The following is a 14,946-nucleotide window of genomic DNA, read 5'->3' as shown; positions in this document are numbered from 1 at the left end:
CGTCATCACTCCTTATGCTGCGTATCACACAGTACCGCCGCCCGCACCGGATTGATTGCCACCAGTGTACCCAGCAGGGCATCCATTTTTCGGTTCAGCAGGGCTTTATCCGCATAGCGGTGCGCCCGCAGACGCAGCAGTTTCAGTTGTCGGGCTTTTACCTCAAACAGCAGTTCCGGCTCCCACTGCGTCAGCGTTATTCCCTGTGCGGCAGTATCCAGTTCTTCCAGCAGCAGGAGCGCCATCTCGTTTTTACCGTACTGTTCCGCCACCCGTGCCATCAGCAGCCGCAATAACAGGCGCTGTCGTGCCGTGGTGATGCCTGGACGGGTCTGTATCCAGCCCAGTGCCGCTTCCACGCCCTGACTGTCTGCCATCTCCAGCGCTTCCGGCTCCAGCGCCAGTACGTCGTTTGTGGCGTCGTCTGTCGGCACAGCAGCTTTCCCCGCAAGCCATGCGCCGTCTTCCCGCATCATGACCTGCTGCGCTATCCAGTTGCGCGTCACCTCGTCGGCGAACGGTGTGCCGTCGTTCCATGCCAGATTTTCCAGCCCTGGCAGGCGTTCCAGCAGCAGCGCCAGATCCTGACGGATAACCGCAGTCCATCTGTCCCACGGAGCACCCGCCTTCGCCAGCGCCTGATGCAGATACCACTGGATATCCAGCCAGAAATGGCTGACACCGGTGCTGAACATCAGGTCGGCCTGCTCCAGCAGTTCCGTCCAGTTCTGCTGGGCATACAGCCGCTTAAGCTGGTTGCGTGATTCGGTGCGCGGCGGGGCCAGCCGGGTTTTGCCATCCACATCCGGCGGCAGTTCATGCACAGTGTCCCAGCGCAGGGTTTTCATCAGCCGGTGTGCTGAAAGCCAGCCCTGCGGCTGTTCGTTCAGATAACGGGCCAGCACTTTCGCCTGGTCGAGCAGGTCGCGCCCGGAAGTGATGGTCTGTACCTGTGGCGCATCCACCGGGGAAGACGGTGCAGGAACGCTGCTGCTGTTTTGTGGCACCACCGCGTTCATCCCACCCGACTGCGCCAGACGTGATTCCAGCGCGTTAATCAGCGGCATCAGGGAGGGGGAATGCTGGTCTTCGGGCCATGCAGTGAAGGAAACCGTCAGTTGATTAAGAGCGGCAACAATGTTCGCAAAATCCTCTTTTGCCACTTCCGGGTAGCGGGCAAGGCTGTCGAGCATTTTTTCACCTGCCAGCCACTCCAGCGCCATTTTTCGGCTTGCCGGACGCGAGGGCAGCAGTTGCGTACCGAAGCGTTCCACCAGCCCGGCTAACAGCGCCAGCCCCTCAGCCAGTCCGCGCTCACCGTCGCGGTGCAGTCGCGCCCAGATGTAGTAAGTGGCGATGCGCACGTCTTTTGCCTGCGTCAGCAGCAGGGATTCGGCAAGCTGGCAGATGAGGCCGGTATCCGCGCCGGAAAGTTTGTTCATTTCGTCGCGGATACGCAGGAAATCGTCGTGGTAGCCGGGGTCTTCCCCGACCGGCGTATCTGCCGTCACCGGCAGCAGCCACGTCTGCCACAGTGCCGCCTGTGTTCGCGCCACATCCAGTGCGTCCCGGTTGGCAAAACAGCTACGGGTCAGCTTTTGCAACAGTTCACTCATCGGCGTCTTCCCCATATTCTTCCGCATCCGTCATACTCCTGCCGGTCAGAAATACCTGCCCCGGCAAGCGGAAGTTTTTCAGTTCCAGCAGCGCCAGCGGCCCTTTGCCCTGTTCAACCCGCAGCAGGTAATTCAGCGGCAGGCCGTCCTGCGCTTTCCACACCACCTTAAAGGTGCTGCTGTCCACCGGCGTCACCTGCGCCTGTTCCAGCAGGCGAATAAGGCTCCAGCTTCCCCGGTAATCCGCCAGTATGCGTTCCATCGCCTGTGTGCTGGTCCAGCTCAGCGATACGCCGGGTTGCCACTGTTCGTCCGGCCAGTTAAAACGCTGCCAGCGTTCTTTCTGGTTGAAATATTCCAGTTCCTGCCCGTCAATCACCAGATGTGTTTTCATCACGTCACGGGCCGGTTTTGCCCGCAGTTCAAAATGTATTCCGGCATCGCCGCTGGCAAAGGCGGTATCGGCCACGTCGCGCAGGCGGTTCAGGGCGCGGATAAAGTCCGGGTTAACCGTCAGCCCCTGCGTGTTCATGGCGTCAGCCACCCAGTAGCGGCCTTCACGTTTCAGTACGCCGGAAAGGTTGTTGGCAATAAACTGGTTGATGCGCCCGTCATCGCGCAGGTACTGCGCCAGCAGGGGGAGGGATGCATCGTTTTGTGAGGCTTTGAACGGGTAGCGACCGGCGAAGTCCTGATCCCAGAGTCTGACAATCGCCCGCTGCCACTGGCGGTTCAGGCTGTCCGCCGCAGGCGTCAGCACCTGCCGCCACGACTGCTCTACCGGGCGAACGAACAGCGCCTGACCGAAGCCACTCCATTCCTCGCCCAGACTGGCGGCGATTAACCGTCCGTAGTCGCGGGTGTCTGTGAGGTCAACGGTTTTACCCTGTAAGACCGTCTGCGCCAGCTGTTGGGTCATCTCCTGCGGGTCGGGGGCGTTGGTCACCTGTTGCAGTTTGAGACGCACGCGGGTGACGCGGGTGAGGTAGGTCTGTAGACTCAGCTGGCTGTCGCCGCCTCCGGCCTTATCGCCCAGCAACCGCAGCAGCGGCGCGAAGGTTTTATCCAGCGGCCCGACAGGCACGTCGTCACCTTCACGGGATTGCTGCGGCGTTTTCTCCTTGCCGTTAAACAGTTCCTGTGCCGATTTCGCCAGCGAGTCTGACAGACCACGGTTTTCCCTGCCTGCCGCCGCCTGCCACGCGAGGGTGTCCGTCAGCGCAATCAGCGGCGACTGACGGGCATCGGCCATCAGTGTCAGCTGGTCGAGAATGCCGGAGAGTGAGTCTTCCTTTTTCCAGCGAATGCTGTTGAGAAACGCCAGCCAGCTTCCGGCGAAGTCGGTAAAGTAGCGAGAGGTGAGACGGTTACGCAGCGTATCCGGCGAGATATCCGCAGAGGTATCCTGCTGGCGGTCGCTGAGTACCCAGTCGATTTCCTCGCGCCGCGCCGTCACCACCTGCTCGATGGCTTCCCTGACCTGTCCTTCCCACGCCTGACGGGTGAACATCCCCGGCACCGTCTGTTCTGTACTGAAAAGAGATTCGGTGAGGGTATCCCCGGTCATGTCCGCCAGCGTCATATCGGCGTAGTTGCGGGACACCTGTTGCAGCACGTTCTGGTAGAGGGTGTTTTCGGCATTACGCACACCAATCTGGCGCAGCAGGATTTTACGTACCGCGCCGGTCAGTTCCGGCGGCGGCGCGGTTTTCCACTGCGGGTGTTCCGGCAGGTTCGCCATCCAGAAGGTCAGCAGCGACGGCAACACGCTCTGCCGCACGCCTTCCGGGATATTCTCGTAGCGCAGGCCGTCTGCCATCAGCGTGGTACTGAAAAAGGCAGCGTCGGCCTTTTCCGGGCGGGAAGTCATCAGCAATGCCTTAAGCTGCTTATAGCGTTGTTCACCGGTGGCGGTACGCTGAGGACTGTTGGGCGGCAGCGCGACAAAGGCGTTCAGTTGCTGTTGCAGATGGTCAACGGCCACGTCGCGCACCAGCCGGTTTGCCGCCTGCGCATAGCCGGGAAAGGCGGCAGCGAGCAGTTGCTGGTTACGTTCAAGGCCAAAACGCTGATACCACGGCGCACCCTCACGGATACGGTATTGCAGGCGCTCCAGTTCGCCCTGCAGGGTATGCAGTGCCACCAGTTGTTCTGCCAGCGGCAGGCGGGTATCGAGCGCACGCGCCGTCTGGATGCTGGTTTCCTGAACAAGCGCGCGGTTGGCGAAGAACGAGGTCGTCATTCCGGCCCCCATATCACCAGCACGCAGACAGCGGACATCAGTGCGGTACGCAGCCACGGAAAACCCACCGTGCGCCCGCGCGCGTTATCACCCGTCACGCCCGCCCAGACCGGTGACGGCAGCCACGCATGAGGTGCGGCCTCCGGCACGGCGGCAAGCGGCGGGCTGAACATCAGGCCACGCAGGCGCAGGGAAGAAAATGCGCCGCCTGCCAGCAGCGGTTTCAGAACGCTTTGCCAGTGAGCGATACCCCGCTCTGCAAGGGTATGGGCCAGACGCAGCAGGAAATCATGGCGGTTATTGGTCAGCAGTTGCGACATGCCCTGTTCCGTCAGCGGCAGGGTTTGTGCTTCCAGCATTACAGCCAGTTGTTCCGGGGTACAGCGTTCCGGCAGCAGGCAGCCGACGCTTTGCAGGGGGCGTCCGGTCTGATAATCACCGTCGTCACAGACCTGCCACAAATAGAGTGGAGCCTGAAAACCGAGTCGCTTACCGCCGTTTATCAGTCCGCGCCAGCCTTTGTCGAGTTGTGCGGTCTGGCGGCTCTGTTCTTCTGTCAGCGGCCAGATGATGCCGTCCAGCGGACGGCTGCGGCGCAGTTTTTTTAAGGCGGTCAGTAGCGCGACATCAGGCTCCGCTGATGGCCTGCCGCCGTATATCAGCACCGTGTGGTCGCCCTCCAGCCAGTGTTGCCCGGTCAGCCCCGGCGCGATGGCCTCTGCCTCTTCAGGCTCGCCGGTCACCAGCAGCAGGCGGACTTTACGCCGCCAGAATGGGCCGTAGCGGTCGCGCAGGAAGGCGGCGAGTTCCACCATTGCCGGATGACGGCTGTCGGCTTTCTTTGTCGTCACCGCACGATAGTCATCTCCGGCGGCAAGCTGTCTGCGGAGTTCAAAGTTCTGCACGGCAGCGTGGCGGTTCAGCAGATGATAAACCCCCATGATAATCAGAAAGACCACGCCTGCGGCAATCACGCCAGCCATCCAGTACATTTGCTGTGGGCTACCCGGTTCAACGCCCAGCAATGCCGGTTTACGGTGAATAAACGTGCAAAGCGCAACCACAACAGCCACGGTCATGACGATGGCAGGCCCTGAAACCGAACGGGGCCGGAGACGGTTTAATCCCGGAACCACTATGATGCCTCCTGAGGGGAAACGAATGGCGACACCACGGTCGCCCATGAATAATGCCCGCCCTGAACGCCGCTGAGCGTCAGTTGGGGGTGTTGTGATTGTATTGCCGCCAGCGTTGCCACAGCGACGGACAGCCACGGCGCAGCCGGTCCGGAGCGCCCCAGAAAGGCATCCAGCTCGTACATCAGGGCTTCCTGAGCAAACGGCTGGTTCAGGCTTAACAACGCGGCACGCTGTTCCCTGTCCAGTTCGGCAGTCCACATACCGGATATGGCATCTGGCTGCACCGGCATCCAGTCCAGCGCCTGTGCAATGCCTGACGCCATCATCTCTGTATCTGTGATACGTTCAGGACGATGCAGCAGGGCCAGCGGCGTCAGCGCGGTTTGCGTCAGTCGGTTTGCCAGCAACAGCGCGGTGGCGGATTCTGCCGTCCGTTCCGGGTTCTTCGGTTCAAGTCGTACGGAAATCACCAGCAGTACGGCCTTTTCCTGAACAAAGTTGTCCAGCCAGTCGTCCACGGCGGCCAGCCCCGGTTCCGGGGCAGAAAACAGACGGGCTTCCGGGAGTCCGGCTTTTTGCCATTCGTCCTGCCAGATAGTTCTCACGGAGGCCCCTGAAAGCGGCGCATCAATTTCCAGTAGTACGTTGATATGAAAATCAGGGGGCAGCAGAAACAATTGCGGTCTGATATCAATAAAAAGACGGGAAATAATTTCGGATAAACGCCCGGTAACCGGTTTATTGGTTAATACAGGAATGACACTGCGACGCACGGTATCTTCTCCGCGCAAATCAGCGTAAGTATTCAACACCTGCTGACGCGCCAGAAATGCTGTTGTAGTTTCTGCAACGGAATCACCATTCAGCGCGGTTTGTACGGAAAAACTAAGTATCTGCAACGCCCGTCGTCCCCGTCGCGTTTCATGCAAAATCACCTCTTCCCGGCGCTTATTCCAGGCATCAGCCCGAATGTACTGCGTGATAAAAAACAGCCAGCGAACTGAAGCAACCAGCGACCAGATAAAGGCAGGCAAACCGCAGGCCAGCCCCCAGAAATGCGGGCCGTTTTTTGCCAGTTCATCGCTGGCGAATAATGAAGTCAGGAGCACGCCCACAGACAGCATCAGTAATAAGGCTGACAACCATTTAATGTGGGCTGGCGGTGCGGGATAGGGTTCAGCATCAGGAATAGTGTTAAGTCGGACAGGCATTGTAATAATCCATTATTCTGAAATATAAATGTAATGAATATCAGGATGTTTAAACTATGTAAGTAATTCACTACCAACTTAGGTACGCACTAATTAAAATACATCTTGCTTTTTATACAGAAATATCATTTAAAGCTTAATTTAAAACCATGTGAATTCTTAAATTCTTTCAGTATTGTTATTAATGTTTTTGAGAGGAATGTGTTTTATATTCCGTGCATACGTGTTTAATAAATATACCCACAAAAAATTAAGCTCACTGCATCGATGAATAAAGAGATTTAATTTTATCTCCATTAATGTTTATATTTACTTGATTTGTTCTTATTTGAAATATATTTTCACCCCCTCCTTCATAATGAAATCGATTCATGAGTTCCTGTAAAGGGCTCCACCTCCCACGATAAGTCTCACATAACTGCCACGACTTATAGATATACTTCCTAACAATGCCAGAAGTGTTTTTACACTGCTTATAGTGTCTTTCATCCACAATAGCAAAAAAAAGATCATAAATATGCTGCTCTAAGAACCAATTACTATTTACCAATGTGAACTCTACAGTTCCTATATCATATTGATGCTTCGCAGGGAGAAAAGCATAATAGTCATTTAAATTTACTGTGTATGAGAGTTTTTCTCCGGGTGATATTTCTATCCAGTCAGATTTTTTCATCCACAAATCAAATCGGCATGTAATTTTTCTTATATAATCTAACCGTATGTTATTTGTTACGATTAAAAAAGAACCACTGCACAAAGGAGAGTAAGGTGATTCATGGATGTTTGCTGGTAAATTCATCCGATGAACATAATATGAACTATTACTTTTATTATGTAACGTTACATTTGCTGTAATTAATGATTTATTATGTTTTAATTGAAGGTGTGCGTAAATGTCCTTTTGTTCTTGAATTCGCTTACTCTCATTTAAGCTAATTTTATAGTATTGCCCCACATAATAAATCGTTTCAAATGGGTCGAATTCGTTATAATAAGTATAATCAGATAAGGATGCCAATGGGTATATGACTGGTTTTTTATCATGCCATAATAGCTTACCATAACCATAATGTACATCCGCATTGAATGAGAAATTATCATATGCATATAATTTATTCTTGTACATAAGAAATAAAAATAAAAATAAAAATAAAAAACGCGATGTATTTGTTAAGAACATAGATGCACTCACTTATGTCAAGCTTAACGATAAATTTATAATTACATATAATAAACGATAAGATTAGCAAATGGATATGAGTAATTAATCTATTTCAAAATAACGTTCAATATTATATGCATTTTCAAAGAGTGTCATATCCTTATTTTTTATTAATTTATCAGCAAAGATGTCATACTCTTTCGCATTCTGGAGCTCTTTATCAACAGGCATATCCTCTGATTGCATACCGCCATACATACCTTTGGGGCCATATCTGACTAAATGTGTTAATTCATGGCAAAGTGATGAAACTTTAGAATCCTTTCCTGTCATTGGTTTACATACAAACCGCTGGCCTATTCTTATTGTCACTACATCTACATATTTGTCTGGAGAAACACCTATAATATGATCAGGGGTGACGTTAGCAGTATAAGCATCATTGTCCGTAGAATTTACAAAATTGCCACACTTCCACTTAGTAACATCTTTATCATAGTAATTATCATTGCTATCAAGATATTTATCTATAAAAGTAACTTCTTTGCACTCCCCTTTATCAGCAGATAATTTATCACATATAAATTTCATTCTGTCCACGGCTTCTTGAATAACTGCTCGCGCACTTTTTGTTTCTTTTGTTACTTCTCCGTTCAGTTTAAATTTTATGGTTATTATTTTTTCAGATGGCACGCCAAATATTCTCCTGAATTCATCTTCTGCTTCATCACTCCAGTGCGTTAATGTTTTTACCCTTTTATCAATTACCTTTTTTTGTTCCTCTAGAGACTCCTTCATCATTTTCTTGAATTGATTCGTAACTTGAAATTCCTGTATGCATTGTTCAGTTTTCTGATTTTCACCACTTGAACTACCTCTATCATTACTCATGCACGCCTCCCAATATCATGTCTATATTTTGATTCAATAATCTGACATCAATTGTTTGTTTGGAATCAGTATTAAAATTTTCTGTATACCCATTCTCATCAGTAATACCTTCTTTTTGAGTGCCATCAGAAAAACATGCAATATATTTTGTGTTGGCATAAGGTAGACCATCATCATCAGTAAAAAGGAACTTAGCATTAAATTCCCCGCTCTCAATCACTGGAAACGCCATCAACTCCGGTGTCAGCTTCGCCTTCGGCTTACGCCCATAATATCCCGCCTTAACGTTATATTCTCCCGGCGTTCCCGCTTCTATTCCGCAGGCATCCAGCCGGATGTAGCTGCCACCGCCGTTAAGGGTGATTTTCTTCTTCGCGGTGATCTTGATCTCATCTTCCGTACTGGTGATCACTATCGATTTCTGTGCCAACAGTTCCATCAGGTCGTTCTGTGCCTGTACCGAGATCGCCCCCTTGTTGGCAAACAGTTTGATGCCCGCTTTACGCACAAACACGCTCAGCGCCTGACCCACACCGATAAACATATTCTTCACAACACCGATATCAGCGTGATTTCCTGCGTTCGCGATCAGGTTTTTCGATGCGGCCAGTTGCAGGTGCTCTCCGCTGGCGATCGCCACGCCTTTGGGTGCGCTTAGCAGGATCGCCGCCTGCGTCAGATCTTTTACACTCTGCTGCAACAGCGCTATTTGTGATGACAGATCTGCCGGATCGGCATTCGCCGTCTGCGCATCAGTGGACAGCGACTTCATCTGTGACTGTGCGCCATCCAGTATTGCCATCGCCGGAGCCATTTCGCGCACCTGACCCTGCGCCTTGTCCTGCGTATCGGCGCTGATAAAAATCCCTTTCTTCGCCCGTACTGCCCCCCACATATCGGTACGCAGTTCAAAGCCTTCGCCGCGCTGCTGTTTCCCGGCATCCACCAGATGACCGAGGTTGAGCTGGCTCTTGCCGCCGTACTCGGTACTGACCTTGATATGCTCTTTGCCGCGCTCATCGTCGAGGCGGATTTTGTTGTTCGCCGGGGTTCGCAGCACGTTGCGCTTGTAGTTCTGGATGGTCACATGGTCGGTGTGCGCCGAGTCGTGCTTTACCCCGGCGATATACGGCCTGTCCGGGTTGCCTTCCTCAAAGGCGATGCTGACTTCCGTTCCTGCCAGCAGCGGCAGGTGCAGGCCGTAGGTATCCCCGGCATAGGGCCTCGACTGGCGTACCCACAGGCTCTCATAGCCCGGTTTCCACGTATCGCGGTCAAAGTCGAGGTTGACCCGGTAGCGCCCGTCCTTGTCGATATGGGCGTAGATGTCGTTCTTCACCGTGCTGGTGACCCGCGCCGGGAGCGTGCCGGCCATCACCGGGCGGGGGATAAGCGCCGGGCGGTAGCCGTAGCGCTCTGAGTACGGTATCGCCGTGAACGTCAGTTCATAGCTGCGGTCACGCGCCGCGCTGGCCGTCACGCCGGTAATCAGCACGCCCTTGCGGAACACCGCAGGCGCGTCGTCGCCCTGAACCCTGATTTCCAGCCCCGGCATCAGCAGTGAACTGGTGCTCTGGCCTTTAAGAATGGCCTGTTCATTCAGGTAACGTTCGTGACGGATACGGGCGTAAAACGCGCCGCTTTCCGCTACCTCTTTATCGCCTTTTTGCAGGAAGTTGTCGGCATAGTGATAGGCTTCGCCGTAGGTGGTTTTATCGCCCCCGGTGGCGTCATGCTGGCCTGTGGTCATTTCCGCCGTGGCTTCACGGTAGTTGTAGTCCCGCGTGGTGACGCTTTTTTCCACCACGCTGTATGCGGTGTTCAGCCCCCATACGGCTTCCGTGGCGCTGTCGTGCAGCCCTGAAGGATGGCGAAGCGGCAGCGTCAGTCCGCGCTCATAGCCGCTCTGGTCGTCGAAAAACTCGATAACCTCAATTTTCAGCCGCGCGTCAGTGGCGAAGCGGAACCAGATACCCACTTCCGACAGCAGGCGTGAAATAAATGTCAGGTCGTCCTCGCCATACTGCATCACCTGTTCGCGGGCCGGGTATTCGCTTTTGAGGTTAAACACGAAGTCCTGACCGCGCATCTGGTGCCGCTCGCGCAGGATTTTTTCGACGATTTGCGGCACCGTCAGATTCTGGTAAATGGCGTTCTGACGGCTGCGGGCCAGCAGCACCATACGGGGTTCAAGGCGCACTTCGTAACGGGCTTCGTCCTGTGACGATGAGAGATGTTTAAAGCCGGTAATGACGCCGTGCAGGGTGCGCAGGGCAGTCTGTACCGGCATTCCCTGTACCGGCGGTGCCGTCAGGCTGAATGCGCCGTCCTGCATCAGCACCGACTCCGGCGTTATTGCTTTATCGCGGCTGGTAAACTGAATGTCGTAGCGGAAGGGGGAGCTGAGCTGTTCGTGGCCTGTAAAAGTCAGCACGTCCACCGGACTTTGCAGGCCACGGATTTTGAGTTTGTGGTGTGAGTGGTCAAAGTTTAGGGCAGGAATATTCATCGTTATTTTCCTGTATAGATAGAAATACTCTCATCATTCAAAATAAATCAACAATGAAACTCAATGAACTCTCGCCATTGTGGTGTCACATTATTTCTCACTAAGAAATCGTTTCTTTCATCAGACGATAGACTGTGCCAGAACGGAGACCAGATATCGCCGTGAACGTCAGTTCATAGCTGCGGTCACGCGCCGCGCTGGCCGTCACGCCGGTAATCAGTACGCCCTTGCGGAACACCGCTGGTGCGTTGTTGATTTAGTTATCGTACAATGAGTGAACATCACTCCCATCAATATCAATCACAACTTGATTAGTTCTAATGTTAAAATACATTTTCTCAATCCCTCCATTCAAACCAAATCGCCACAAAAAATATTCAATATTAATTGAATCCTCATCTTCAGACGCACAATAACCATTATCTTTTTGAAAAAGATAATCTCCGCCTAGTCGACTACTGCATATGCCAACCCGAAACTTCATTATATCAAACAACGATCTATATATTTTTTTCTTCCTAATCCATCTGACATCAGTAAAATAATACTCCAAAGAACCAATATCATAACGATGCTCTCCTGGTAAAAAAACATACGCATCATTAAGAATGAAACTAAAGACGCGTGATTGTCTTGCCGGAATTTCAATCCAATCATGATCGAAATTATATTCATCGAACTCACATTTACTGGACAGATAATCAAGAAGTACATTATTTGTAGTAATAGCAAATGTTTTTCCACACATCGAAGAAATAATACCGACCTCTGCATCGTCATTATCCAATGTAATTCTATTTCTATGAACAAAATAAGATTCTTTACTTAAATTGTTAAATGTCACTTTTGCTAATACCTGATATTTCTTCTTTTCCACTGATAAATAGGCAAAAATTTTATGCAAATTTTGTTCTTTATTATTATCGAACGAACTAAGCACGTAATAGCTTTTCTTATTCTCTAACGACAAGGAATAAATATGTGGATAATCTACCCCATTGAGTTTGCCATAACCATATATTATAGAAAAATAGCTTTCATCAGCGAAGGAAAAAAAGAGCACAACAAAAGAATAAAATAAAAAACATTATTCATCAGATTCTATCTCAAGGTTCTATCTCAAAATACCTTTCGATATTATATGCATTTTTGAATACCATAAGATCATGCGCCTTTACTAAATCTCGAGCGTATCCTGTATATCTGAAGTTTGGATCAAATTCTTCTGTTGGAACATCATCAGTTCCCATTCCGCCACAATGTTTACCATCGATAAAATATCTACAAAAATGAGATAACTCATGGCATAGAGTAGACACATGAGATTCACGACCAGAAAAAGGCTTTTTCTTAAAATTTTGAAGTATCTCAATTCGTAGCGTCTCTTTATATTGATCAGGAGACAGCCCTATAGTTATCCCATTATTAACGCGAGCCGAACCAGGAAAAATATGTGTATTGTTGATAAAGTTACCATATAAGTTCACCCCATTTTGGCATGAGCGTGATTCTACAGAGATACTATCACATATCATAATCATTCGATTAACACCGTCTATCATAAAGGTTCGAGCATCAACGTTTTCTGATAATTTATCTGCTACTCTCTTCGCAAAATATGTACTGGTAATAATTACATCACCAGAAACACCAAATATTTGACTAAATTCCTGTTTATCGTTTTCAGTCCAATCCTTCAGATTCTTAGCCCTTTTCTTTAACACACTTTTAGTTGCATTAAAGGCATCGTCCATCATTTTTTTAAACTTATCGGAAACAATAAACTCTTTAACACATTCTTCTTTCTTTTCTGCCGTACCTGTTGAACTACCACGATCATCACTCATTTACACCACCCTCAACCATATCAATGCTCTGATGTAGTAACCTGACCTCTATTTCCTGCTCTTTATCACAGTTAAAATTATCAGTCTTTCCATTCTCATCGGTAATACCTTCTTTCCTTGTTCCATCGGCCATAAACGCAATATATCTCGTATTTGCATAAGGTATCCCATCATCATCCTTGAAATTGAACTGAATATTATATTCCCCGCTCTCAATCACCGGAAACGCCATCAGCTCCGGCGTCAGCTTCGCCTTTGGTTTACGCCCGTAATATCCGGCCTTAACGTTATATTCTCCCGGCGTTCCCGCTTCTATCCCGCAGGCATCCAGCCGGATGTAGCTGCCACCGCCGTTAAGGGTGATTTTCTTCTTCGCGGTGATCTTGATCTCATCTTCCGTACTGGTGATCTCTATCGATTTCTGTGCCAACAGTTCCATCAGATCGTTCTGTGCCTGTACCGAGACAGCCCCTTTATTGGCAAACAGTTTGATACCCGCCTTGCGCACAAACACGCTCAGCGCCCGCCCCACGCCAATAAACATATTCTTCACCACGCCGATATCGGCGTTGTTTCCCGCATTTATCTGGAGGTTTTTCACTGCGGCCAGTTGCAGGTGCTCGCCGCTGGCGACCGCCACGCCTTTCGGTGCGTGCATCAAAATCACCGGGGCGGTCAGGTCATTTATCCGGCTGGTTATCAATGCTATCTGCGCGGCCATATCCGCCGGGTCGGCGTTCGCCGTCGTCGCGTCATCGGACAGTTTCTGGATTTTATCGCTCAGACCGTTCAGTTCGCTGATAATGTCGGCCATCTCTCTGACCTGACCCTGCGCCTTGTCCTGCGCATCGGCGCTGATAAAAATGCCTTTCTTCGCCCGCACCGCGCCCCACAGATCGGTACGCAGTTCAAAACCTTCCCCGCGCTGCTGTTTCCCGGCATCCACCAGATGGCCGAGGTTTAACTGGCTCTTGCCGCCATATTCGGTGCTGACCTTGATATGCTCTTTCCCGCGCTCATCGTCGAGGCGGATTTTGTTGTTCGCCGGGGTACGCAGTACGTTGCGCTTGTAGTTCTGAATGGTCACATGGTCAGTGTGTGCCGAGTCGTGTTTTACGCCTGCAATATAAGGTCGGTCCGGGTTGCCTTCCTCAAAGGCGATACTGACTTCCGTTCCTGCCAGCAGCGGCAGGTGCAGGCCGTAGGTGTCTCCCGCATACGGGCGCGACTGGCGCACCCACAGGCTCTCATAGCCCGGTTTCCACGTATCGCGGTCAAAGTCGAGGTTGACCCGGTAGCGCCCGTCCTTGTCGATATGGGCGTAGATGTCGTTCTTCACCGTACTGGTGACCCGCGCCGGGAGCGTTCCGGCCATTACGGGGCGGGGGATAAGCGCCGGACGGTAGCCGTAGCGCTCTGAGTACGGTATCGCCGTGAACGTCAGCTCATAGCTGCGGTCACGCGCCGCGCTGGTCGTCACGCCGGTAATCAGCACGCCCTTGCGGAACACCGCTGGCGCGTCGTCGCCCTGAACCCTGATTTCCAGCCCCGGCATCAGCAGTGAACTGGTGCTCTGGCCTTTGAGAATGGCCTGTTCATTCAGGTAGCGTTCGTGACGGATACGGGCATAAAACGCGCCGCTTTCCGCTGCCTCTTTATCGCCTTGTTGCAGGAAGTTGTCGGCATAGTGGTAGGCTTCGCCGTAAGTGGTGTTATCGCCCCCGGTGGCGTCATGCTGGCCTGTGGTCATTTCCGCCGTGGCTTCACGGTAGTTGTAGTCCCGCGTGGAGACACTTTTTTCCACCACGCTGTACGCGGTGTTCAGCCCCCATACGGCTTCCGTTTCACCATCAAACAGCCCAGAAGGATGGCGAAGCGGCAGCGTCAGCCCGCGCTCGTAGCCGCTCTGGTCGTCGTAAAATTCGATAACTTCGATTTTCAACCGGGCGTCGGTGGCAAAGCGGAACCAGATACCCACCTCTGACAGCAGGCGTGAAACAAACGTCAGGTCGTCCTCACCGTACTGCATCACCTGTTCGCGGGCCGGGTATTCGCTTTTGAGGTTAAACACGAAGTCCTGACCGCGCATCTGGTGCCGCTCGCGCAGGATTTTTTCGACGATTTGCGGCACCGTCTGGTTCTGGTAGATGGCGTTCTGGCGGCTGCGGGTAAGCAGCGCCATACGGGGTTCAAGGCGCACTTCGTAACGGGCTTCGTCCTGTGACGATGAGAGATGTTTAAAGCCGGTAATGACGCCGTGCAGGGTGCGCAGGGCAGTCTGTACCGGCATTCCCTGTACCGGCGGTGCCGTCAGGCTGAATGCGCC

Annotated in this window: 8 protein-coding genes and 1 pseudogene; all 9 read right to left on the bottom strand. The window is 51.7% G+C overall.

Going from position 1 to position 14,946, the window contains the following annotated elements:
* Positions 1–5: 5 nt before the first annotated feature.
* The gene (tssA, locus tag C4F37_RS14375; protein ID WP_032141762.1) at positions 6–1,616 is read right to left on the bottom strand and encodes a type VI secretion system protein TssA; all 1,611 of its coding nucleotides are present in this window, start codon (positions 1,614–1,616) and stop codon (positions 6–8) included.
* Positions 1,609–4,937 (bottom strand): annotated as a pseudogene (locus tag C4F37_RS14370) (ImcF-related family protein). The gene tssA and the pseudogene C4F37_RS14370 overlap by 8 nt, the downstream one beginning before the upstream one ends.
* A gap of 56 nt (positions 4,938–4,993) precedes the next feature.
* Positions 4,994–6,208, bottom strand: coding sequence for a hypothetical protein (locus C4F37_RS14365; protein WP_001539500.1), 1,215 nt, complete (start codon positions 6,206–6,208; stop codon positions 4,994–4,996).
* A 256-nt stretch (positions 6,209–6,464) separates the two neighbouring features.
* Positions 6,465–7,391 carry a hypothetical protein gene (locus C4F37_RS14360; RefSeq protein WP_001556809.1) on the bottom strand — a complete coding sequence of 309 codons (927 nt, stop codon included), beginning with the start codon at positions 7,389–7,391 and terminating at the stop codon, positions 6,465–6,467.
* 84 nt (positions 7,392–7,475) lie between these two features.
* Positions 7,476–8,264, bottom strand: coding sequence for a hypothetical protein (locus tag C4F37_RS14355; RefSeq protein ID WP_001556810.1), 789 nt, complete (start codon positions 8,262–8,264; stop codon positions 7,476–7,478).
* Entirely contained in the window at positions 8,257–10,773 is a 2,517-nt protein-coding gene (locus C4F37_RS14350; protein ID WP_016238851.1) for a type VI secretion system Vgr family protein, read from the bottom strand. The genes C4F37_RS14355 and C4F37_RS14350 overlap by 8 nt, the downstream gene beginning before the upstream one ends.
* A gap of 256 nt (positions 10,774–11,029) precedes the next feature.
* Positions 11,030–11,713, bottom strand: a complete 684-nt coding sequence (locus C4F37_RS14345; protein ID WP_224155533.1) for a hypothetical protein — start codon at positions 11,711–11,713, stop codon at positions 11,030–11,032.
* A gap of 166 nt (positions 11,714–11,879) precedes the next feature.
* Positions 11,880–12,620: a hypothetical protein gene (locus C4F37_RS14340; RefSeq protein ID WP_001539493.1), complete on the bottom strand. Its 741-nt coding sequence runs from the start codon at positions 12,618–12,620 to the stop codon at positions 11,880–11,882.
* The coding region (locus tag C4F37_RS14335; protein WP_106106712.1) for a DUF2345 domain-containing protein at positions 12,613–14,946 on the bottom strand (2,334 nt) is incomplete at its 5' end. The genes C4F37_RS14340 and C4F37_RS14335, both read right to left, overlap by 8 nt.

The organism is Escherichia sp. R1, from assembly GCF_003000935.1.
Taxonomy (GTDB): domain Bacteria; phylum Pseudomonadota; class Gammaproteobacteria; order Enterobacterales; family Enterobacteriaceae; genus Escherichia; species Escherichia coli.
This window is presented reverse-complemented; position numbering and strand designations above follow the sequence as displayed.

What these genes read in the sequence shown, in the direction of transcription:
- tssA (WP_032141762.1), bottom strand. Translation starts at nt 1,616, where the DNA reads ATGAGTGAACTGTTGCAAAAGCTGACCCGTAGCTGTTTTGCCAACCGG.
- C4F37_RS14340 (WP_001539493.1), bottom strand. Translation starts at nt 12,620, where the DNA reads ATGAGTGATGATCGTGGTAGTTCAACAGGTACGGCAGAAAAGAAAGAA.
- C4F37_RS14355 (WP_001556810.1), bottom strand. Translation starts at nt 8,264, where the DNA reads ATGAGTAATGATAGAGGTAGTTCAAGTGGTGAAAATCAGAAAACTGAA.
- C4F37_RS14365 (WP_001539500.1), bottom strand. Translation starts at nt 6,208, where the DNA reads ATGCCTGTCCGACTTAACACTATTCCTGATGCTGAACCCTATCCCGCA.
- C4F37_RS14350 (WP_016238851.1), bottom strand. Translation starts at nt 10,773, where the DNA reads ATGAATATTCCTGCCCTAAACTTTGACCACTCACACCACAAACTCAAA.
- C4F37_RS14360 (WP_001556809.1), bottom strand. Translation starts at nt 7,391, where the DNA reads ATGTTCTTAACAAATACATCGCGTTTTTTATTTTTATTTTTATTTTTA.